At 63.2% G+C, this 21,931-nt stretch carries 20 protein-coding genes; 7 read left to right on the plus strand and 13 right to left on the minus strand.

Translation table 11 applies throughout. The annotated features are described in order from the left end of the window. Positions 1 to 31 precede the first annotated feature (31 nt). The 3 genes from madL to mdcH are packed head-to-tail and all read left to right on the plus strand — an operon-like array spanning position 32 to position 2,196. Entirely contained in the window at positions 32 to 427 is a 396-nt protein-coding gene (gene madL / locus P0D68_RS12260) for a malonate transporter subunit MadL (protein ID WP_408187279.1), read from the plus strand. Between the two features lie 14 nt (positions 428 to 441). Beyond that, positions 442 to 1,209 carry a malonate transporter subunit MadM gene (madM, locus tag P0D68_RS12265; protein WP_408187280.1) on the plus strand — a complete coding sequence of 256 codons (768 nt, stop codon included), beginning with the start codon at positions 442 to 444 and terminating at the stop codon, positions 1,207 to 1,209. 54 nt (positions 1,210 to 1,263) lie between these two features. Next, positions 1,264 to 2,196 carry a malonate decarboxylase subunit epsilon gene (gene mdcH / locus P0D68_RS12270; RefSeq protein WP_408293867.1) on the plus strand — a complete coding sequence of 311 codons (933 nt, stop codon included), beginning with the start codon at positions 1,264 to 1,266 and terminating at the stop codon, positions 2,194 to 2,196. A 10-nt stretch (positions 2,197 to 2,206) separates the two neighbouring features. Here the strand turns inward: mdcH and P0D68_RS12275 are convergent, their stop codons facing one another. The 3 genes from P0D68_RS12275 to P0D68_RS12285 all read right to left on the minus strand — a co-directional run bounded on the left by P0D68_RS12275 (position 2,207) and on the right by P0D68_RS12285 (position 5,426). After that, positions 2,207 to 3,121 carry a LysR family transcriptional regulator gene (locus tag P0D68_RS12275; protein ID WP_408187282.1) on the minus strand — a complete coding sequence of 305 codons (915 nt, stop codon included), beginning with the start codon at positions 3,119 to 3,121 and terminating at the stop codon, positions 2,207 to 2,209. 314 nt (positions 3,122 to 3,435) lie between these two features. Beyond that, positions 3,436 to 4,311: a VOC family protein gene (locus P0D68_RS12280; RefSeq protein WP_408293871.1), complete on the minus strand. Its 876-nt coding sequence runs from the start codon at positions 4,309 to 4,311 to the stop codon at positions 3,436 to 3,438. A 218-nt stretch (positions 4,312 to 4,529) separates the two neighbouring features. Next, the gene (locus tag P0D68_RS12285) at positions 4,530 to 5,426 is read right to left on the minus strand and encodes an NAD-dependent epimerase/dehydratase family protein (protein ID WP_408293873.1); all 897 of its coding nucleotides are present in this window, start codon (positions 5,424 to 5,426) and stop codon (positions 4,530 to 4,532) included. A 115-nt stretch (positions 5,427 to 5,541) separates the two neighbouring features. Here P0D68_RS12285 and P0D68_RS12290 point away from each other — a divergent pair, with 115 nt between their 5' ends. Beyond that, positions 5,542 to 7,314 carry an FAD-dependent oxidoreductase gene (locus P0D68_RS12290; RefSeq protein WP_408293876.1) on the plus strand — a complete coding sequence of 591 codons (1,773 nt, stop codon included), beginning with the start codon at positions 5,542 to 5,544 and terminating at the stop codon, positions 7,312 to 7,314. A 105-nt stretch (positions 7,315 to 7,419) separates the two neighbouring features. Here P0D68_RS12290 and P0D68_RS12295 read toward each other — a convergent pair whose 3' ends face one another. The 5 genes from P0D68_RS12295 to P0D68_RS12315 all read right to left on the minus strand — a co-directional run bounded on the left by P0D68_RS12295 (position 7,420) and on the right by P0D68_RS12315 (position 13,106). Next, positions 7,420 to 8,280, minus strand: a complete 861-nt coding sequence (locus P0D68_RS12295) for an IclR family transcriptional regulator (protein WP_408187286.1) — start codon at positions 8,278 to 8,280, stop codon at positions 7,420 to 7,422. A gap of 98 nt (positions 8,281 to 8,378) precedes the next feature. Continuing rightward, a complete protein-coding gene (locus P0D68_RS12300) occupies positions 8,379 to 9,764 on the minus strand; it encodes an MFS transporter (RefSeq protein WP_408293879.1) in 1,386 nt (461 codons plus the stop codon). Positions 9,765 to 9,867: 103 nt separating this feature from the next. Further along, positions 9,868 to 10,701, minus strand: a complete 834-nt coding sequence (locus tag P0D68_RS12305) for a sugar phosphate isomerase/epimerase family protein (RefSeq protein ID WP_408293882.1) — start codon at positions 10,699 to 10,701, stop codon at positions 9,868 to 9,870. Between the two features lie 45 nt (positions 10,702 to 10,746). Then, on the minus strand, positions 10,747 to 11,358 hold the full coding sequence (locus P0D68_RS12310) for an NIPSNAP family protein (RefSeq protein ID WP_408293884.1): 612 nt from the start codon (positions 11,356 to 11,358) through the stop codon (positions 10,747 to 10,749). Continuing rightward, entirely contained in the window at positions 11,355 to 13,106 is a 1,752-nt protein-coding gene (locus P0D68_RS12315) for an FAD-dependent oxidoreductase (protein WP_408293887.1), read from the minus strand. Before P0D68_RS12315 ends, P0D68_RS12310 begins: the two co-directional genes overlap by 4 nt. Positions 13,107 to 13,437: 331 nt before the next feature. Between P0D68_RS12315 and P0D68_RS12320 the strand changes: the two genes are divergently transcribed. Beyond that, entirely contained in the window at positions 13,438 to 14,280 is an 843-nt protein-coding gene (locus P0D68_RS12320; protein ID WP_408293890.1) for a shikimate dehydrogenase family protein, read from the plus strand. 62 nt (positions 14,281 to 14,342) lie between these two features. Here P0D68_RS12320 and P0D68_RS12325 read toward each other — a convergent pair whose 3' ends face one another. From P0D68_RS12325 to P0D68_RS12340, 4 genes are all read right to left on the minus strand, one after another. Further along, positions 14,343 to 16,127, minus strand: coding sequence for an FAD-dependent oxidoreductase (locus P0D68_RS12325; RefSeq protein ID WP_408293893.1), 1,785 nt, complete (start codon positions 16,125 to 16,127; stop codon positions 14,343 to 14,345). Positions 16,128 to 16,289: 162 nt separating this feature from the next. Further along, positions 16,290 to 16,574, minus strand: coding sequence for a (2Fe-2S)-binding protein (locus tag P0D68_RS12330; RefSeq protein ID WP_408293896.1), 285 nt, complete (start codon positions 16,572 to 16,574; stop codon positions 16,290 to 16,292). Continuing rightward, entirely contained in the window at positions 16,513 to 16,803 is a 291-nt protein-coding gene (locus P0D68_RS12335; protein WP_408294418.1) for an SDR family oxidoreductase, read from the minus strand. Before P0D68_RS12335 ends, P0D68_RS12330 begins: the two co-directional genes overlap by 62 nt. 135 nt (positions 16,804 to 16,938) lie before the next feature. Further along, entirely contained in the window at positions 16,939 to 17,847 is a 909-nt protein-coding gene (locus P0D68_RS12340) for a LysR family transcriptional regulator (protein WP_035483067.1), read from the minus strand. A 148-nt stretch (positions 17,848 to 17,995) separates the two neighbouring features. Between P0D68_RS12340 and P0D68_RS12345 the strand changes: the two genes are divergently transcribed. Both P0D68_RS12345 and P0D68_RS12350 read left to right on the plus strand, forming a co-directional pair. Then, a complete protein-coding gene (locus tag P0D68_RS12345) occupies positions 17,996 to 18,979 on the plus strand; it encodes an aldo/keto reductase (RefSeq protein WP_408293899.1) in 984 nt (327 codons plus the stop codon). 90 nt (positions 18,980 to 19,069) lie between these two features. Continuing rightward, complete coding sequence (locus P0D68_RS12350; RefSeq protein ID WP_408293902.1) at positions 19,070 to 20,353, plus strand: multidrug effflux MFS transporter; 1,284 nt, start codon at positions 19,070 to 19,072, stop codon at positions 20,351 to 20,353. A 142-nt stretch (positions 20,354 to 20,495) separates the two neighbouring features. On the opposite strand, the gene P0D68_RS12355 is transcribed toward P0D68_RS12350, so the two are convergent. After that, a complete protein-coding gene (locus P0D68_RS12355; RefSeq protein ID WP_408293905.1) occupies positions 20,496 to 21,929 on the minus strand; it encodes an NAD(P)-binding domain-containing protein in 1,434 nt (477 codons plus the stop codon). Positions 21,930 to 21,931: the final 2 nt, after the last annotated feature.

Raw genomic sequence — 21,931 nt, forward strand, 5'->3', positions numbered from 1 at the left:
AAGCCGATAAAGCAAATACTGGAGACACGACATGATTATCTACGGCACTGCACTGCTGGCGTTCTGCCATCTGGCGGGACTTTTTCTCGGCGACCTGCTCGGGGTCGCGATCGGCGTGAAAACGAATGTCGGCGGCGTTGGCATCGCCATGTTGCTGCTGATCTTCCTGCGCCTCTATCTGCACAAGAAGGGCCTGCTGCCGAAGGAAACGGAAGCGGGCGTGGGCTTCTGGGGCGCCATGTACATCCCCGTCGTCGTGGCAATGGCCGCCAATCAGAACGTCGTGGCCGCGCTCAAGGGCGGCCCAGTCGCGCTGCTTTCGGCGTTGGGCGCCGCCGCCGTCTGTGCCTGCTGCATTGCCGTTCTTTCCCGCACCGGTCGCGACAGCACGTCGTTCGTGAACGCGCCGCATCTCGAAGAAATCTGAAGCAGGGGTCCACCATGTTGCATATGCTCGATAAAGTATTGATCCAGAACGGCCTCGTCGCTTCGTTCGCGCTGGTGGGGCTCATCATGTGGGTGTCGTCGCTGATTTCGCGCAAGCTGACATTTGGACGCGTGCACGGCTCGGCCATTGCTATCGTGATCGGCCTCGTACTGGCTTATTTCGGCGGCATCCTCACGGGCGGACAAAAAGGACTCGCCGACCTTCCTCTCTTCACCGGCGTCGGCCTGATGGGCGGCGCGATGCTGCGTGATTTCGCCATTGTCGCGACCGCGTTCGAGGTGCAGGCAACGGAAGCCCGCAAGGCAGGACTCATCGGCGTGGTGTCGCTGCTGCTCGGCACCGTGCTGCCGTTCATCGTCGGCGCGAGCATCGCTCATGCATTCGGCTACACCGACGCCGTAAGCATGACGACCATCGGCGCGGGCGCCGTCACGTATATCGTAGGGCCGGTGACCGGCGCGGCCATCGGAGCAAGCTCCGACGTGATTGCACTCAGCATCGCAACGGGGCTGATCAAGGCGATCATCGTGATGATCGGCACGCCGCTCGCCGCCGGCTTCATGGGACTGAAGACACCGCGCTCGGCAATGATCTTCGGCGGGCTCGCCGGCACGGTCAGCGGCGTGAGCGCGGGACTGGCCGCTACGGATCGCCGCCTCGTTCCCTACGGCGCGCTGATCGCCACGTTTCACACAGGCGTCGGCTGCCTGCTCGGACCGTCCCTGCTCTACTTCGCGACCAAAGCGCTGGTCGGCGCTTGAGTGCGGCGATCTCCGCCTGCGCCGCGTGAAGGAGCAGACCATGTCACCCGCATCATGAGCGTACTGTTCACGTTTCCGGGCCAGGGTGCCCAGCGCACCGGCATGCTGCACACGCTGCCGGATCACCCCGAGGCCGCTCATGCGCTCGAAGAGGCCAGCGATTCGCTGGGCTACGACGCCCTGTCGCTGGACGATTCGAACGCGTTGCGCTCCACTATCGCGGTTCAACTGTGCCTGCTGATTGCAGGCGTCGCACAGGCACGGGTAGTCTGCGCTCACGGTCAGGCGCCCGATATCGTCACCGGTCTGTCGATCGGCGCGTATCCAGCCGCCGTCATCGCCGGCGCGCTCGACTACGCCGACGCTGTCAGGCTCGTCTCGTTGCGCGGACAGTTGATGGAACGAGCCTTCCCGCACGGATATGGGATGACTGCCATCGTGGGCATGACGCAGCGCGCGCTCGAACGCTTGATCACGGAAGTGAACAGTGCCGCCATGCCGGTCTTTCTGGCAAACATCAACGCACAGACGCAGATGGTGGTGGCGGGCAGCGATGCGGCCATGCAACGTCTCGCCACGCTGGCGCTCAAATGCGGAGCGCAACGTTGCGAGCGTCTGGACGTAGCGGTGCCTTCGCATTGCGCATTGCTCGACGCACCCGCGGCAGCGCTCGCCGACGCCTTCGGCCAGGTCGCCATGCGTGCGCCTGGGATCGTCTATCTGAGCAGCAGCATGGCGCGCCCGCTCTTCGACGGGCCACGCATCGCGTCGGATCTGGCAACCAACATGGCGCGGCAGGTGCGCTGGCATGACACGGTGAGGCTTGCGTGGGAACGAGGCGCGCGTCTGGCCGTCGAGATGCCGCCTGCTAACGTGCTGACCCGCTTGAGCAGCGCGATCTTTACGGAGGGCATCGCCGTGAGTTGCAGCGAGACCGCGCTACCGGACCTGAGCGCGTTGATCGAACGGGAAAGGCTGAGCGAATGAGGCGACAACCTCAGCCGACGCTTCTCGTACGAAGACGGCAGACGGCCATGAGCGCCAGCAGGTTCGGATCGCGCTCACGGGCGCGCAGAAAGCTGACACCGATCGTCTGGCGCATCAGGTATTGCGGCTTGAGAGGAATGAATTGCACCTTGTCACCGAACACGCCGCGCACGCGGCCCGGCAATAGCGTATAGCCGACCCCGCCGCTCACGAGGTTCATCAGCGAAAAAATATCGCCGACTCGCATCGTCACGTTCGGAGTGAAGTCCGCGACGCGGAAGGCCTCCAGAAATCCGTGATACGTCACGAACCCCTCGCCGAGCGAAACGAATGTTTCATCGCGGCAGTCCCGCAAATCGACGGCTTCCTGATGCGCGTACGGCGACCCAGCGGGCGCCGCGAAAAAAATGTCGTCTTCGAACAGCGGGATGGATTCGACTTCGGGCTCGGCATCCGGCAAGGCCATCAACGCCGCATCGACCGCGCCTTGCTTCAGCTTGTCGAGCAACTCGGCATTCGACCCGAGCGCGAGTTCGACCTGAAGCGTAGGCCGCCGCACCTTGATGTCGATGACGATGCCGGGCACAGTCCTGATGGTCAGCGAGTAAAGCGAGCCGATCTTTAGCCGATCCGATGAATAGCCGGCGGCTTCACGCGTCGCGCGAATACCATCGGACATCAGCGTGAGCACCTCTTGCGCCACATCGGCGAGCATTTGCGCCGCCTCCGTCGACTTGAGATTGCGGCCTTCATGCCTGAACAGCGCGCATCGCACGCCCTGTTCGAGCGAATGCAGCGCGCGATGCACGCTCACCGTGCTCACGTTCAGCGCCTCTGCCGCCTTCGAGAGGTTTCCCGTCTCCATAAATGCGAGCAGGACTTCCAGCTTGCGAAAGGTGATCTCGTCGTCAATTCGGTCGCGCATCTCGATTCACGGCATGGTCATAATTGTCGATTATCGACGCGTGAGCCCGCTCGACAAATAGCGATAACCCCGCATGCTTCGCGACGAACGGGCACAGAACAGGCGGCGATCGTCGGATCATGCCGCCTGTCGCGGAGATGCGAACGTCATTCTGCCCACTCGAGGGCTGCGCAATCGCCTGGTGGGGTGCAGAGCCTCCTCATTCAGAGGCCTGGCGCTAGAATGCCTCGCGCCGTTGTACGGGCCAAGCAACACTACATAGCGAACCGGCGGGCTGAATGAAGGCCCCGAATCGGCGCAGTTGCGAGGCCCGCCTAGAACGCGCCGCTGCGCACGTCTCCACCCATACGATAGTCCCGGTTACTCTGCTCCGGATTCCGGTTCACGAGCGGTCGCGCATAGAGCGGATGCCGCAAACTGCGAACCTCATGTTCGAGCCTGAAGCAATGCGCACCGCTCGCGAGATCGATGAGATCGGCGAAGCGATATTGATGCGGCTCTTCGCCATAGGCCAGCCCGCGCGCTGCGAGCCGTGCATACGGTTCGGAGAATTGGGCCGCATAGATCTGGAGGTGGTGCCCGTCATAGTCCGGGCTTGCATCAGGTGTTTCCGCGTAGATAAGTTGCTGATGCGTGCCGACCGCGATCACCGCCTGCTGCGAACCATTGTGATCGCGCACGTCGACGGACGCATCGAGCAACTCACGATAGAACCCCGCAATCGGCGCCGCACAACCGATGGGCACATCGAGTCGCACATAAGCGATGCCGAGATCGATGCCCGACCACGGCGCGCCCGCTGCGCACGCGTGCGGATCAAGGCAGTCGTACCGGTTTCCCCATGGGCAGGTGACCTCTATGCAGTCGGCCCGCTCGCTCCATCCAAAGCTAGTCCCTTCAAGCACTGACTGAACTGCGCGCAGTCGTTCGATCAACGACTGCCGCGTGCCCACGATCAAACCGACCCGCCCACGCAGGCGTTGTGCGGCGCCGTGCGGCAAGTGAATCTGAGAACGACCGATGTTGATCCACATATTGCTTACGCCGGTCATCAAGAAGGGATCGCGGGTGAGTCCAAGTCCGCTGACATAGAAAGCAGTCGCGAGGCGCTGGTCCGGTATCGTGAGGTTGACGTGTTCGAGCAGGACCAGATTGCCCGTGTCTTCGCGTGCGTAATCGAAACGTTCCATCTGATTGCCTTCGAAGCTCCATGGTTTAGGATGCATCAATCCTTGACTAGGGGGCTCATGCGACGTTCTTTGTCGCACGACCGTCTTCGCGCAATTCAATGCGCCTGCGATCCCCAAGAATCAAAATATACGATGCCCCGCTCCGCAAAGCCACCGCGCTGATTAACACGAGCCCCAAATGAACCAACCGATCAGCGCAAGAACAAGCGGAGCCCAATCTATCGCCGCGAGCGGTAGAACGCGAACGTCTGTCGCAATCCCTCTTCCAGCGACGTAGCGGGCAAACCCGGAAGCAGACGGCCGAGCGCCGGATCGCTCGGGAATTCGGTGGCGATGGGCAATGGCGGCCCGGCACTATCGAGGCGGGCGCCGGGCGCCAACGCGGACAGCAGCTCGATCACGGTATCGACCGCGGCGATCTCCCCTGCGAGCGTGAACACGTGTGCTCCTTGCGCCGGCGCGAAGAGTGCGGCCTCGTACGCCGCGGCGACATCGTCGGCAAATACGAGGCCGGTCGATCCCGTGAATGGAATCGTGTACGCCTCGCCGCGAGCCGCCGCGCGGCACGCGAGACTCGGGCCCGCACTCGAGCCGGTTTCCCGTCCCGCGCCATACACAACGAGTGGCCGGAAGCCAATGCTGGCGAGGCCGCAGTCGTTCCAATACGCTCGCGCCGAGCCTTCGCAGGCCAGCTTGAACGCGCCGTAGTGCGTTTCGGGACGGGGCAACGCGCCGTCGTCGGGGCCGAAAACGCCTGCGCTGCTGGCATAAAGCACGCTGCGCACACCCACCGCGCGCGCGGCGTTGAAAACGTTCAGCGTACCGATCAGATTGATTTGCGCGCCGCGTACGGGGTCGCTCGCGCAACTGGGCGTAAGCACACCTGCCAGGTGAATGACACCATCGCAACCCTGCATCGCGTGGGTCACGTCGCCCGCGACAGCAATGTCGCCCGTCATCCATTCGACTTCACCTGCCTGATCGGGCGCGAGCTCGCCCAGCAAACGCGCGTCGCGGCGCAGGTCGAACGCTCGCACGCCAACACCGCGCGCCAGTAGACGGCGCATGATCCATGCAGCAAGAAACCCGCTCCCGCCCGTCACCAATATCCGCATCGCTCGCTCCTCCTCTACAGGGAAATATTTGATTTTCATCTTTTTTGGAATACTATTCCATTAACAAAACTTGTTCTACACATTTCTGTACAAAGCAGACGGAGACACACGAGGCATGAACGAAGCAAGGCAAACACAATGGGACGAGGAAGTTGACCTGCTGGTCTTCGGTGCCGGCGCAGGCGGCATGACCGCCGCGCTGGTCGCGCATCACGAAGGCATCAAGGTTCTCGTGTGTGAAAAGACAGACGCCGTCGGCGGAATCACGTCCACCTCGGGCGGCACGACTTGGGTGCCAGGCACGCAATTGAGCGCGAGCGCGGGCGTGCCCGACAGCGTCGACGACGCGCGGCGTTTTCTCGCGTCGGTGGTCGGCGATCGCGGCGGCGACGAAGCGCGTGAGGCGTTTCTGGAAAGCGGGCCGATAGCGATCGACGAACTCCAGCGCATCAGCGAGGTGAAATTCGTCGCCGCGACCGCGCACCCGGATTACGTGACGGGGCCCGGCGCGGCCTTCGGTGGGCGCGCGCTCGCGCCGGTCGCGTTCGACGGACGCCTGCTCGGCGACGAATTCGTCCGTGTGAGACCGCCACGCAAAGAGTTCATGGGTCTCGGCGGCATGATGGTGGCGCGCACCGATCTCGACGCGCTGCTCGCGCCGTTCGCCTCCAGGAAGAACTTCTCGCGCACGCTGGCGGTGGTGGGCCGCTACGTGATGGACAGGCTGCGCTATCCACGCGGCACTCAGCTTGTCATGGGCAATGCGCTGGCCGCACGGCTCTTCTACAGCTTGCGCAAACAGAAAGTGGAGGTCCGCTTCGAAACACCGTTGATCGAGCTGGTGATCGAGCAAGGCGAAGTCACCGGCGCTGTGGTCGAACAGAAAGGCGCTGGTCGCAAGCGTATTCGCGCGCGTCGCGGCGTGGTGCTTGCTACCGGCGGCATTACCCGCCATCCGGTTCTGCGCAAGCAACTGTTCCCCGCCGGCGCCCAACCCTTATCGCTTTCGCCCGACACGCATACTGGCGACGGCGTAGGCAGTGCGCTCAAGATCAACGCGCAGCTCGATGATGGGCACGATAGTCCCGGCCTCTGGATGCCCTGCTCGATTTTGCGTTCGCGCGACGGACAGGACAGGATCTGGCCGCACATCATTCTCGATCGGGCGAAACCAGGACTGATCGCGGTGAACAAGCTCGGCGAACGATTCGTCAACGAGTCGGACTCGTATCACGACTTCGTCATGGGCATGCTGCGCAGCGCGGGCAACGCTCAAAGCGTGCCTGCCCACCTGGTCGTGGATGCCGCCTTCGTTCGCGACTATGGTCTCGGCCTGCTCATGCGCGAGCGAAGCCACAATCGTATCGCCAGTTTTGAAAAGGCGGGCTATCTGATCAAGGGCGGCACGCTGGCCGAACTCGCTGGAAAGCTAGGGGTCGACGCGGCGGGACTCGAGCGCACCGTCAGCATCTACAACCGCGACGCGGCGCAGGGTCTGGATCCCGCGTTTCACCGCGGCTCGAGCCCGATGAACCGTTTCAATGGCGATGCCGCCCAACAGCCGAATCCGTGCATTCGCCCGATCGGCCCGGGGCCGTACTACGCGGTGACGGTCTGGCCTGCCGATCTGGCCTGCAGCGCGGGTCTGGCCGGCAACGCCAACGGCCAGGTACTCGACAACGACGGCCATGTCATTCCTGGCCTCTACGCATGCGGCAACGACCTCGCCTCGATATTTCGCGGCACCTACCCCGGCCCTGGGACCACGCTCGGACCCGCGATCGTATTTGGCTGGCGAGTCGCAAAGCATGCGGCACGCGCCGCGTCGGGTTCGGTTGCGCTGAAGCAGTCCGACGCAATCGCGCCGCCGCCGCGCGCGACTGTGTGAAACCGTTGGTGAATCTGTAAACAGGAAGACTTTTGGTGAGCGCCCTCGTGGCTCACCGACATGAACATACCGCGAGCCGGGCGCCCCGCCCGGCTCCGCGCACGGTCACGCCGCCCGAGGCCGTCCTTTGCGCTTGGCCACGACGGGCCGCACATCGCTCGCCGCAGCAACGGGCACCACTTTCAGGCTGCGCTTGAAATACGGCGAACTGAGCGTGGCCGCTCCCATATCCGATGCCGCTTCGAGCAACGCAGGCGCAAGTTCCTTCAGCCGCGCATCCGGCAACCGGCTCGTCGGTCCGGCCAGACTCACCACGCCGACAACGAGGCCCGTCACTGGATGACGGATCACCGCTGCCATCGAGGTCATGCCGACTTCATACGTGTCGCTTGCGACGCCATAGCCGCGTTTGCGCGCGCCGGCCAGATCCTGAAGAAACTGCTGGATCGACTTCGGCGCTCTCGGCCCGGTCTGCCCCGCCTTGCCAATGCCTCCCTGGCGCGAAACCAGCTCGAGCGCCTCTTCGTCGCTCATGCTCGACAGCCACGCCTGCCCGCTCGCAGTGCAGTGAAGGGGCGGCTGACTGCCCATGTCCGGGTCATAGCGAAGACCGGAGCGGGCGCCCTGCGCCTTGCCGACAAACGTAATGTGATCGTCCTCGACCACACCGAGCCGCGCGAGTTCGCCCGAGGCCGACGCCAGCCGGTCGAGCACGGGCTGCGAAATATCGAGCACACCCCCGGTGGACAGCCACATCAATGCAAGCGAGACCAGCTTGAGCGCCAGCACATACTCGCCGTGCTCGTCCTGCCGCACATACCCTTCTTCGGTGAGCTCGGCCAGCAAGCGATGCGTGCCGCTGCGCGGGATATTCAGCGTGTCGGCGATCGCGGCCAGTTGCAAACTGCCGCCCTGTTTCGCGAGCAGTTCGATGATGGCCAATGCCCGCTCAAGATTCCCAGCCATAGATTGCACTCTCAATTCGACTTAGATACCGAATGAGAACACGATTCCACACCGGAACTCAAGCGGAGGCAAATCGCGCTGCGGTTCGTGTCGACTGCCTAGTGGCTTGCGCTGCCTTCAACCCGCAGTACTGAGCCGCGATGGCGGGCGCCTTTGAGAAGCACCGCCGCGGCACCTACCGTTGCGGGAACCGCAAGCGCCGTGAGCACTTCACCGAAGCCCCAATTCGCGTGCAGCATGCTGGCGCCGAGCATCGCCCCTGCAATGCCGCCAAAGCGCCCAATGCCGAGCATCCAGCTAGTGCCAGTGGCGCGCATGCGGGTCGGATAGGAACCGGCGGCCAACGCGCAAAAGCCGGTGTTGGAGCCGTTCATGCAGTAGCCCATGCCGAACGCAAGCATGCCGATACCCGTGATTCCATGCCCCGGCAAACCCATGTACCACGCAAAGACACCCCCCACGAACACTGTTGCGCCCAACACGCGGTGGGGATTGAGGCGGTCCATCAGCCAGCCGATTGCGAGCGAGCCGATCGTGCCGCCCGCCTGAAACAGCGCGCCGACGATCGCCGCCTGCCCGAGCGTGAACCCGGCGCCCCGAATCAATGTCGGCAGCCAGCTGCCCAACAGATAAACAGTCAGCAAGCCCGCGAAATAGCAGATCCACAACATCACCGTGCCGAATACGTAGTCGCGCGACAGGATCAGGCGCACCGGGCTGCGCTCGCGCTGCTGCGTGTCCTGTGCGACGAAACGCGTTGCTTCGTCCGCCATGTCCGGCTGGATGCGGTTCAGCACGCCCACGAGCCGCGCACGGCGCGTCTCCTTGAGCGACAGATAGCGCGCCGATTCGGGCAACCACTTGATCATCAGCGGAACATAGAGAATCGGCAGTACGCCTCCGAGTATCAACACCGAGTGCCAGCCGTAGGCCGCAATCAGCCAGGCGCTTACGAAGCCGCCGCCCGCGGCACCGAGCGTGAAGCCGCAAAACACAGTCGTCACCATCAGTGCGCGGCAGCGCTGCGGCGCGTACTCGGCCATCAATGTCGCCGCATTAGGCATGGAGGCACCGAGCCCGAGGCCGGTCAGAAAGCGCAGCACGGTCAACTCGGTCACGTTGCTCGCGAACGCCGAACCGAGGCTCCACACGCCGAAGAACAGCACGGCGATCGTCATGACCGTCTTGCGGCCGAAGCGGTCGGCAAGAGGTCCCGCGCACAGCGCGCCGAAAGCGAGCCCGAGCAGGCCGCCGCTCATGACGGGACCCAGCGCATCGCGTGGAATGGCCCACGCGCCCGATAGCGCCGGCGCGATGAAACCGATCATCACGGTATCGAGGCCATCGAGAGTGACGATGACCATGCACATCATCAGGACGAGAATCTGGAACCGTCCGACTGGCTGTTCGTCGAGAAGCTTTTGTACGTCGATGACAGCCGACGCCCGTGTGTTCGGCCGGTTGGCCTTGAGTGAAGCATTCATAGGTTGTCTCCGGAAGGTTATTTGTTGTTGTCGATAATGGATGCCAGTCCGAGCAGCATCTTGCGCGCGCTTCGACGGACTGCGTTTTACCCTGTCACGCGCATCAGTCCACCGCGTAAGCCCGGGCGAGCACGTTCAGCGTCGCCTCGCGCAGCTTGCGCGCACGTTCGAGCGCAGGCGCGGTTTTCGCCCATTGCTCCGTCGGCACTTCGATGCTGAGCGGCAAATGATCGGGAAGCGCGCGCAGGATGCCTACGAGATCGATCCCGCCTTCGCCCGGAATCATCCGCTCGCAGCGGGCCTGGAACAGCAGTGTCTCGAGGTCGGTCGGACGCTCCGCGGGCCCATCGCAAAACTGCACGTAACCAAAATACTCGCGCGGCAGTGCAGCGAGTTCTGCAGTCGACGAACCGGCACGATCGAAGTGAAGCGGGTCGATGATGAGACCAGTATTGCAGCGGCCCGCTGCCTTGACGATGCGAGCGCCCTGCGTGATGTCCTTCGCATTCGTCCACGGCATCGGTTCGAGCGAGGGGGACAGTCCGAGCGGCTTCGCGAGATCGCAGAGTTGCGCGAGGCGCTCCGACGTGCGTGCTTCGTCGGGGTCGTTACCCGCCACAAGCACGTAGCGTGCGCCCAGTTCCGCCGCGGTCTCGAGCATGGGCTCGTAGTCCGTCACATCGGTCTCCGGCTTCAGGCGGAGAATCTCCACGTCGAGCACCTTGATGCCCGTGTCTCGCAAGCGCGCCAGCGTTTCACGTTTCAACGGCGTATCGCCGACGATCTCGTGACGCACTTCCTGATCGGTGGCGGGCAACAGACGCAGCCCGACGTAGTCATAGCCCGCCTGCGCCGCGCATTCCACCATTTGCGGCGGCGTCAGCTCAAGCACGGTCAGCGCCGAGAGAGAAAGCGCGCGAGCGTTGTGCTGTGTCATGTCGTTTCCTTCGGTTCGGTTAGTCATTTCATTTGCAGAGCGTGTTCAGCGCAGCGGTGAAAACGGTGCCGGCACATAGATCGTCGATTCCATCGTGGTCAGATGCGCAGGACCGCCCATGGGCGGCCAGACGCCGTCTTTCACCGCTTCGGCGCGAATCCGCGAACGTTCGTCGACGCCCGCATATGCCCAGATGTTCAGGAAGCGCGGCACCGTGCCATCGAGCGAATACATCGCACCGATCAGCGGCGAGCGCTGCGTGCGTTCAGGCAATGCTTTTTCCCACGCGTCGATGGTGTGCTGCAGGCTCGCGAGCTTCGTGCCGTAGACGCGCATCTCGTAGATGCCGCCGTGCACGGCAGGTTCGATCGGCGGCAGGAAGGGGAACAGCGAGTAGCTGTCGATCTTCACGTCGGTGACAAACTCGCCGCAACCGAACGGGTTGCCTTCGAGCAGCATGCGCTTGCGCTCGGTGATCAATGCGGCTTCCGATTCGAAGCCGCGCAACACCATCACTTGCCCCAGCGCGCCGATGTCCGAATACCAGCAGCCGAACAGTGTCGAGCCGGGCTGCTTGCCGCTTGACCTGATGCTTTCGAAAACCTGCGGATTCGAGCCTATTTTCACGGTGAGCGTCACTACGTCGTAGAGAGTCATTGCATTTGTCCTTGCGCATGATGTGAGGATTCTTCAACCGACTCCGTCTGATTCAGACCGGAGAGAGAAAGGCCCGCGAGATAACCGAAGGTCATCGCGGGGCCGAGCGTAATGCCGCCAGCCGGGTAACAGCCGCCCATCACACTCGCGCTGTCATTGCCGACGGCGTAGAGTCCGGCCACCGGCCGGTTCTCCTTGTCCAGAACGCGAGCGGCAGCATCGGTCGCGAGGCCGGCGAATGTGCCGAGGCTGCCGGGAAGCAGTTTGATCGCGTAGAACGGGCCGTTTTCGAGCGGCGCGACGCACGGATTCGGCTTGTGCCGTGCATCGCCCTGCACGCGGTTGTAGGGTGTGGTGCCGCGATGAAACTGCGGATCGGCGCCGTCCTTTGCATGCGTGTTGTAGGCCGCCACGGTGCTCGCGAGACCCTGTGGATCGATGCCACACTGTATTGCCAGCTCGGCGAGACTGCTCGCCCGCTTGAGATACCCCGTACGACGGTACGGGCGAGTCGGAAACGGAAACGGCTTCGACACGCCCAGACCGTAACGGCGCTGGAAACGATGGTCACACACCAGCCACGCGCACACTTCTTCGCCTGCCGGAGTGGCATCGAAGAGCGCGCTCATCAGGTCGTAATAGGACGACGCTTCATTGGCGAACCGCTTACCTGCGCGCGTCACCGCAATCACACCCGGTTTGGCGCGTTCGATCAGATGCGGGAACGCAACGGCAGGCCGGCCATTTCGCTGCGGCACGAGCGACACAGGCGCCCACGCCGCGGGCGCTTCAAGCGCGCCATCGAAATGGCCGCCAATCGCCTCGCCCATGCGAATGCCGTCGCCCGTATTCGAGCGTGGCGCGGCCGACCAATGCTCACGTCCCGACGGCGTGTAAGCGAAGGTTTGCGCGCGCCGCGCAGCGTCATGCGGATAGCCGCCGCAGGCCAGGACGACGCCGCGCAAAGCTCGCACCTCGTTGGCGACACCATCAATCTCGACGCGGGCCCCCACCACGCGACCCGCCTCGCGAAGCAACCCTACGGCTTTCGCGTTCACGCGCAGATCGACGCCATGGTCCGCGGCCGACTTCAGCAGCCGCGCAACCAGCGCGTGCCCGTTGACCAGATGCATCGAGCGACCATAGCGAAGCTTATGCACGGCAAATGTCGCTAATCGCCGGGTGACATGCAGTGCGGAACGCAGAGAGCGTGTCGCGTTGAAGAAATGAGCGAGGTCACTACCCGAGGCGATCGCCATCCCCTTGAGCGTCGTGACGCCGAGCGGCGGTCGTAGCTTGTGGATCAACGGTCCCAGCTCGCGGCCGTCGAACGGCATCGCGCAGACCGAGCGGCCTCCGGTCCCAAAGCCCGGCGTGGTGTGGAAGTCTGGAATCCGGTTGCCGTCGACAAAACGCATCGACGTATGCTGCTCGAAGAACTCGACCATTCGCGGACCGTGCTCCAGCAGCGCGCCAATTCTGGCCGCATCGAAATGAGAGCCGAGTTCGTTGCGCAGATAGGTGCGCGGCGCATCCGCCGCCTCGGTGATCCCTGCGCGCACGGCGAGGGGGTTGCGTGGTATCCACATCCATCCGCCGGACCACGCCGTCGTGCCCCCGAAAACCGCCTCCTTCTCCGCAACGATCACACGCAGTCCGCGCACAGCGGCGGTGACCGCAACGGCCAGACCACCCGCGCCTGAGCCCAACACCAGCACATCACATTCGAGCATCGGTTCACGCTTCATTACCAACCCGTTTCGTCTCAGAAGGGATACCTCATTTATGTTGAATACTATTCCACTTTACTATTTTATTCAAACAGGACTTATCCCTACCCTGTCGCGACTCGTCCGGCTCCCGCTCGTCTGCTCCACGTTGACCTGTACGCTGCGGCGCATCCAGCCCGACAGGCATCGGCCACACATCGAATCAACTTTAATTGTTGAATACTATTCCACTAAAGATTAAAGTTCATCGAAACTGAGCAGCGACGACGATCGCGGCGCCTTGATGGAAGCGGGCCGTGGTACTCGTTGCGCATGGGACACATAGACACAACAGGAGGTCGAACACAGCATGAGCCAGCAGAACCCATCTTCGTTTTCCCCGTCGCTCGATGAAGGCCTTAGCGGCGCGACGCGTATCTATTTCATTGTCGGCGACCCGATCGCCCAGGTCCGCTCGCCAGCCGGCGTCACGGGCGCATTGCGGGCAGCGGGGCGCGACGCGCTGGTGGTACCCGCCCACGTGGCGCCGGCCGATCTGCCCGCGTTCTTCGCGGGCGTCACGCCGATGCGCAACGTCGACGGCGTGATCATTACCGTGCCCCACAAGTTCAACGCGGCCGGGTACTGCGCGACGCTTTCCGACGAAGCGAGTTTCCTCGGCGCGGTCAATACGCTGCGTCGCACGCCCAACGGCGACTGGCACGGCGCCATGTTCGACGGCACAGGATTCGTGGCAGCGCTGACGAATGCGGGTTGTGATCTGACCGGCAAGCGCGCGTTGCTCGTGGGCGCAGGCGGGGCGGGATCGGCGATCGGTCACGCGCTAGTGAGTGCGGGACTGACATCGCTCGACATACGTGATAACGACGCGGGCCGTACGACATCTCTGGTCGACCGGCTCAATGCGCTGCAACGCGGCAGGGTGCGTAGCGTCGCCTCCGATGTGCAAGCGCACACGTTCGATATCGTGGTCAACGCGTCGCCGCTCGGCATGCGTGCGGACGACCCATTGCCGATCGATGTGTCACGCCTTCGAGCCGGGACCTTCGTGGGCGATGTCGTGACCAAACCGCCGCTGACACCCTTGATCGAAGCAGCGCGCGCACGGGGATGCCAGACAGTGACAGGCACGCAGATGTTCGGCCGCGTCTGCGACCGCATGGTGGAGTTTTTGCTGGACGTGCCGCGATAAGTAAAACGCGCTGTGCACACGCGAAACAGCGTGTGCACAGCGCGCTAGAAGAAGTCCTGCCGTCAGTGGGTGGGAAGCGGCATCCGGTTCGACACCTTTGATGCGCCGGTGGTGGCGAGCGCCTCAACGTCATGAGGTTCGTAGTCCGTCGCATTGGCCGCATGGCGGCCGGCGACGTAACCGAACGTCATTGCAGGACCGAGGTTGATGCCGCCCGACGGATAGAAACCGCCCATCACACTGGCCATGTCCGTTCCCACCGCATACAGGCCGGCAACAGGTTGGCCATTCTCGTCGAGCACCTGAGCGGAGCCGTTGGTCTTCAGGCCTGCGAACGTGCCGAAGCTGCCCGGGAATACCTTGACCGCGTAGAAGGGTCCGTGCTCGATCGGCGCGACGCAAGGATTCGGGCCTTTGTGCAAGGGGTCGCCCCCCTTTCGGTTATACGGCGTGGAGCCGCGTCCAAACAGAGGGTCCTCACCACGGCGCGCATGCTCGTTGTAGAACCTGACCGTAGCTGCCAGCGCATCAGGATCGATACCGCAACGCCTCGCCAGCTCTTCGATCGTTGAACCTCGTTGCAGATAACCGCTGCGGATTAAAGATCCGACCGGCACAGGGAAAGGCCGTGCGTAACCCAGACCATACCGGCGCAGAAACCGGTGATCGCAGACAAGCCACGACGCTACTTCCTGCCCCTCCGGCGCCGCCGCGACCATGGCGGAGGTGTAGTCGTAATAACCGTCCGCCTCGTTCACGAAGCGCTTGCCGTTGGAGAGCACGCCGACGACACCGGGCTTGGCGCGGTCGATAATGTGCGGGAAGTGGCCAATGCTGCCGTCAGCGTGCTTAACTTTCGACACGGGCGCCCAGGCGGTAGCCGAGGCGACATCCGTGACAAGGCAGCCACCCGCCGATTCGCCCAGACTCACGCCGTCGCCAGAGCAACTCTCGGGCGGCAAGGCGAGGTGTTCGCGGCCGGTGGGTGTGCGTGGAAAAAGCGCCTTGCGCCGTGTCACATCATTGGGGAACCCGCCGGCGGCCAACACGACGCCCTTCGCCGCGCGAATCGTTATCTCGCCCCGGGCCGTCGAGACGACTGCCCCTCGAACCGCCTTACCCTCGAACACCAACCTCGTTGCAGGTGCGGACTCCATCAAGGTCACACCCAGGTCCTGCGCCGACCTGGCAAGGCGCGCGACCAGTGCGACACCGTTCACCAGTTGCATGGCGCGGCCGTACAGCGCCAGATCGAGCAGATGCCGCGTGAAACGCCTTGTGACGTGCGTGAAGGACTTGAGAGAGCGCGTCACGCTCAGAAAAGCCATCAGGTCCGCGCCCGCCATGATCGGCATGCCCATGAACGAGGTTTCGCGCATTGTCTTGCGCAGACGTTTGATCAGCGGGCCGACCTGCCGCCCATCGTACGGTGCGGCAATGACCTGATGACCCTGTGTTGCTGCACCTTCGACGTTGCCATGTACATCGGGAATGCCGTTGCCGTCTACAAACTGCAGCGACGTGTGCTCTTCGAAGAAGGACACCATGTGCGCGCAGTTGTCGAGAAATGCATCGATACGTTCCGGATCGTAGCGGTGGCCGAGTTCGTTCCTGAGGTAGGTGCGGGGCTGTTGGGGGTCTTCATTGATGCCCGCGCGCCTCGCCAGCGGATTGCCTGGAACCCACATCCAGCCGCCCGACCACGCCGTTGCACCACCGAATACGGCGTCTTTTTCCACTACGACGACCTTGAGACCATGCCATGCCGCAGTGACCGCCGCGGCCAGCCCCGAGGCGCCGGAGCCGATCACGAGCAGGTCGCAGTCCATCTGGGTTGAAGTGTTCATTTCCACAGTTACTACGAGATGAGCCCTGGTGGGGCGCTGAATCTGCCATGGCCGGGCTCATCGACGACCGAGCCCCCAGTCAACGTCTGAAGATATGAATGACGTTATTTGTTGAATACTATTCCAGATTAGAAGAATTGTGTCAATGTCGTCCGCTTGCATTCATGGAGCACGCGGGGCGTCGGAACGACGAGTCTCAAACGAAGATTCTATTTTTGCGCGAGGTCGACATTGCGTCACGCTCATGACTTCGCGCACGCTGGCGTCGTCGGCAGCCATGTTGGGGTCGCGCAGAATCGCGACGGCGCTCGTCATCTGTCCGGTTGGACAGTAGCCGCATTGATATGCGTCGTACTCCCAGAACGTTTGCTGAACAGGATGGAGTTCACCGTTTCTCTCCAGCCCTTCGATCGTGGTGATGTGATCGCCTTCGTGCCGGATCGCCACTGAGAGACGAGTGCGGCATCAGGCCCGCGTTGTTGAGCATGACGTCGACCCGCCCGTATTGCTCGACCGCCGTGTCGACGAGATGTTTGACCTGTGCCGCATCGGTGACATCGGTCGCGACGGCCAGCGCCACTCCGCCATCCGCGACGATTGTCTCGGCCAGCGCATTGATCCGGTCGAGCCGCCGCGCGCCCAGCACGACAATCGCGCCCTGCGACGTGCGCGCAATTCACAAATCGTCTTTAAGCACGCAACACTAGCAGGGAGTCTCAACCCAACGCGCGGGAAAGACTCTCCAAATTGAAATCGACAAGCTCTACGAAACACCCGACCAAGCGCGCGGCGTGCTGCCCGAAGCCGGCAATCAACGCACACCGGCGGTGTTGGCCCAATCCCGCACCGCCTGTGCGAATAGCCGTAGCGCAGTGGGAGGATGGCGGTTAGCGGGGTAATAAAGGCTCAAGCCCGGAAACGAAGGGCTCCATTCCGCCAGCACCTGAATGAGCCGCCCCGCTGCGAGGTGTTCGGCAACCAGATAGTCAGGCACCCAGGCAATGCCGATGCCCACCAGCGCCGCCTCGACCATCAGGTTCGTGTTGCCCAGCGTCATGGGGCCGTCGACATCAATACTCGCGCTTTTGCCGTGATATTCGAGATCCCATCGATAGAGCGTGCCGCTCTCGAAGCGGAACCGGATGCAGCGGTGTTTCGCCAGATCGTGCGGTGCCTTCGGCGCCTCATGGCGCGCAAAGTAATCAGGCGACGCCACCGCGGCAAAGCGCAGGTCGGGGCCGAACCTCACGGCGATCATGTCGCGTGGCACATCCTCGTGAACGCGGATGCCCGCATCGAAACCGTCGGCCACGATGTCGACGAGCCGCGTGTCCACGACGAATTCCACGTGGATATCCGGGTAAGTCGCCAGAAAATCGGGCAGCACGTGCTGGACGATCGACTTCGCGGCTGATTCGGAGGCGCTGATACGGATCGAACCCGACGGGCGGTCGCGTGCGAAAGCGACCTCGTTCACGGCGTCTTCGAGATCGGCAATGGCGGGCCCGACTCGTCGCAACAATTGCTCGCCCGCCTCGGTCAGCGCGACCGAGCGGGTGGTCCGGTTGAAGAGGCGCACGTCGAGTCTTGCTTCGAGTCCCCGCATGGCGTGACTCAACGCGGACGGCGACACCCCCAAGGTCCGCGCCGCCGCACTGAAGCTGCGCTGATGAGCGATCGCGACGAATGCGGTCAGTTCAGATAAGCCGGCTCGCAACATAAGTGAATTTTCCTCATAACCTTTTGCAATTCTAGCCATATTGTTGAGCTACGCACAACAGCCTAAGCTTGAGGCTGTTGAACGTCGCGTGGCGCCCGTGCGAACAGGCCGCCTTCCACGCTCGTCACTTTTCGAAAGGAGAATGCAGATGCAAAAGCGCAAACTTGGAAACAGCGGTCTCGAAGTCTCGGCACTAGGCCTCGGCTGCATGGGTTTGAGCTACGGCTATGGACCGGCCACCGAGAAGACGGCAGGCATCAAGCTGATTCAGTCGGCTTTCGAAAAAGGCGTCACGTTTTTCGATACCGCCGAAGCCTATGGTCCGTTCTTCAACGAAGAACTGGTCGGAGAAGCCGTTGCGCCGTTTCGCGATCAGGTGGTGATCGCAACCAAGTTCGGCTTCACGGAAGGCGACGTGACCAAAGGCGTCGACAGCCGGCCCGAACGCATCCGTGCGGTCGCCGAGGCATCGCTCAAGCGGCTGAAAACCGATCGTATCGACCTCTTCTACCAACATCGCGTCGATCCGAATGTGCCTCTCGAAGACGTGGCCGGCGCCGTCAAGGATCTGATCGCACAAGGCAAGGTCAAGCACTTCGGCATGTCCGAAGCCGGCGCGCAGTCGATCCGCCGCGCCCACGCTGTACAGCCGGTGGCAGCATTGCAGAGCGAGTATTCGTTGTGGTGGCGCGAGCCGGAAGAGACGGTGCTACCCACGCTGAAAGAACTGGGCATCGGTTTCGTGCCGTTCAGCCCGCTCGGCAAGGGCTTCCTGACCGGCGCGATCGATGCGACCACGTCGTTCGACAAGACCGATTTTCGCAATGTCGTGCCGCGTTTCTCCGAAGAGAACCGTAAGGCCAACGCCGGCCTCGTCGAGGTACTCGGCAAAATTGCCGATGGCAAGGGTGCGACGCGCGCGCAGATCGCGCTTGCGTGGCTGCTGGCGCAACAGCCGTGGATCGTGCCGATTCCGGGCACGACCAAGATCCATCGGCTGGAAGAAAACATTGGCGCGGCCGCGGTCGAATTGTCGGCGGCCGATCTCGCTGCTATCGAAGCGGCGTTGAAGCAGATCAAGGTCGTGGGTGATCGTTATCCGGCCCATTTGCAGCAGCGCGTCGACCGCTAGTCCAACGTTTCGCCCCACCCGTTTGCTCCTGCGTCGTCGCAAGGTTGCGGCAACGCAGGTGCGCTATTGGCTTAAAAGAAATGCCAGATCATGTCGTTGAATAATCGCTCGCCCGCTCCAGCGGCATCATTGCCCGGCACTGCAACGGAACGCGTGACACCCGCAGCCGACCAGCACGGTCTGCGGATCCTCGCCATATTGAGCCTCCTGATGGCGTTCGCGTCGATCTCGACGGACCTGTATCTGCCTGCCCTGCCCGCGATGGCGCTCTCGCTGCACGCCGACACCGGTGCGATCGAGCTGACGATCTCCAGCTATCTGATCGGGTTCAGTGTGGGCCAACTGCTGTGGGGTCCTATCGGCGACCGTTACGGCCGCCGTATGCCGATCGCCATCGGACTCGTGCTGTTCATCATTGGATCGGCCGGCTGTGCGCTGTCGGCCAGCAGCGGCGCGCTGGTCGGCTGGCGAGTCGTGCAGGCCGGGGGCGCGTGCGCGAGTGTCGTGCTCGCCCGCGCGATGGTGCGCGATCTCTACACCGGCCATCGCGCGGCCCAGATGATGTCGACATTGATGACGATCATGGCGATCGCACCGCTGATCGGACCGAGCGTGGGTGGCCTCATTCTTCACGTGGCGTCATGGCGCGCGATTTTCTGGGTGCTGGTCGGTGTCGGGCTGGCGACGCTCGCCGCATTGGGCGCATTGCCCGAAACGCTACCCGAGGCGCGCCGCAATCACGAACCGCTCGGCCGCGCGCTCGCCGCCTATGCCACGCTATTGCAGCATCGCCGGGTGCTCGGCTACGCGGGCGCAGGCGGATTCCTTTACGGCGGCGTGTACGCGTATGTTGCCGGCACGCCGTTCGCATACATCACCTATCACCACGTTTCGCCGCAGCGCTATGGCGTGCTGTTTGCAGCGGGCATCGCTGGCATCATGATCACGAACCAGATCAACGCGAGGCTGGTGAGACGCTACGGGAGTGATCGCCTGATGCGTGCCGGCACATGGGGCGCGGCAATCGCGGGCATGCTGCTAGCCATCGACGCATGGACGGACTGGGGCGGGCTGGCCGGCCTCGTGATTCCCCTGTTCCTTTTCGTTTCAGCGACCGGCTTTATCGTCGCCAATGCGATTGCGGGTGCGCTCGGCACATTCCCCGCGCGCGCCGGCACCATGTCGGCGCTCATCGGCGCAAGCCAGTACGGCACCGGCGTTCTGGGCTCGGCACTCATGGGCTTCTTCGCCGATGGCACGCCCTGGCCAATGGGCGCCGTGATCGCGGCGATGGGGATCGGCAGCCTGCTTTGCGCCACGCTGCTCGTGCCGCGGCGTGTCGCGATCTCCGGCGTAGCGACCACAGCTAAATGAGACCTTGCGGGTAATACCCGGCTCACCTTGCTTTGCTGACCGAATCGACCTCGGCATCAACTACGTGGACTCTGCTCCGGCGCACAAACGACAGTCGTGACAACGGAGATGCAGATGCCAGGCGCACCTGCATCTCTCCACCTCAAGCGTTGGACGCCTCACGCTGCCAGACGCTCGACGCATACGCCGTTTCGTCGAAATCCGCCGGGACATCCGCCGCAAGTCGCGCGGCATGCGAATCGAGATCCGCAAGAAAGAGGTCGCGGCTGATACGGCGGACCACCGCGGGAATATCGCGCTTCATACTCGGCACGTCGCCTACCGGCACACCGGCGCTGACGAAACCCGCCGGGTTGTAGACGTGGATGTCTTTCAGATACGGCGCCTGTCCCGGCGATTTCTCCAGATACTCCAGCGCCGCGCCGAGATACGGATGCGCGCCGAGCCCTTCGTCGGCATCGCTGGCGGGTGGTGCGTACTGATCGCTCCACAGCCGGATGTGCGACGCGAAATCCACAAGCTCTGCCCGCGCCGACGGATCGATGAAATAGCCCGTGCCCGCAATCGCAAAGTCGAACTCGAACGTTTCGCCCGACACCTGCGCCGCGATGCGCCCTTCCACTTCACGCGCGGATTCCCATTGCGCGCCGGTATGCAGGTGAAAGTTCGGAAAACGTGTGACGCGCTGAAGCGAGTCCAGCGGTGCGGTCGATCCCGAGCGCTTGAAGCGAAGCGCCTGCGCCCAACGCAGCGCGTCGGGCAAATCGAAATAGTTGTCGTAGGCGCCGGGGTAGGCGCGCGCACGTGAGACCGGCACGGCCGCCAGCGCCGCACGTCGCACGAACAGATGCACGTTGGCCGCGCCCGCTTCGAGTGCGCTCGCCGCGGCATCGAATGCGGAGGCCGCGCCGCCGAGCACCGCGACTGACTTGCCGCGCAACGCGGCAAAGTCGATGTCGTGCGACGTATGCGCCACTAACAACGCCGGCAATTGTGCCAATACGCGCGGCACGAACGCGCCGCCATTGCCCGCTACACCGTTGCACAGCAGCACCTTGCGCGCCGTCTCGACGCGCGCGTTGCCACTCTCTTCGAGATGCAGGCGGAAATGTGTGCCCAGCGGTTCGATTCTCACGAGCCGTGTGCCGTAACGAATCGGGATGCCGAGAAATTCGCGGTACCACGCCAGATACTGCGCCCACTGCTCACGCGGAATGCGATCGATCTCACGATACGACGCCGCGCCGAAACGCGCTTCGTGCCACGCCTGAAAGCTGAGCCCCGGTAAACCGACTTCAGGCCCGACCAGCGACTTCGGCGTACGCAGCTTGTTCATGCGCGCGCGAGTCAGCCACACGCCGGCCTTCGACGCGTCATTGGCTGCATCGATCACGCTCACTCGGCCGATGCCGGCCCGCCGCAGCGCAAACGCGAACGCACAGCCGGTCTGCCCACCACCGACGATGAACACGTTGTGATCGATACCCGGCTGGTCCGGGACCCAGTTCTCGGGCGCCGGACCGAGCAGTTCGAGGGTGCGGCGCGCTTCGTCGTCGGGGTGAGTCGTGTGTGTCATCG

The sequence above is a fragment of the Paraburkholderia sp. RL17-380-BIE-A genome (genome assembly GCF_046028085.1).
GTDB lineage: Bacteria > Pseudomonadota > Gammaproteobacteria > Burkholderiales > Burkholderiaceae > Paraburkholderia.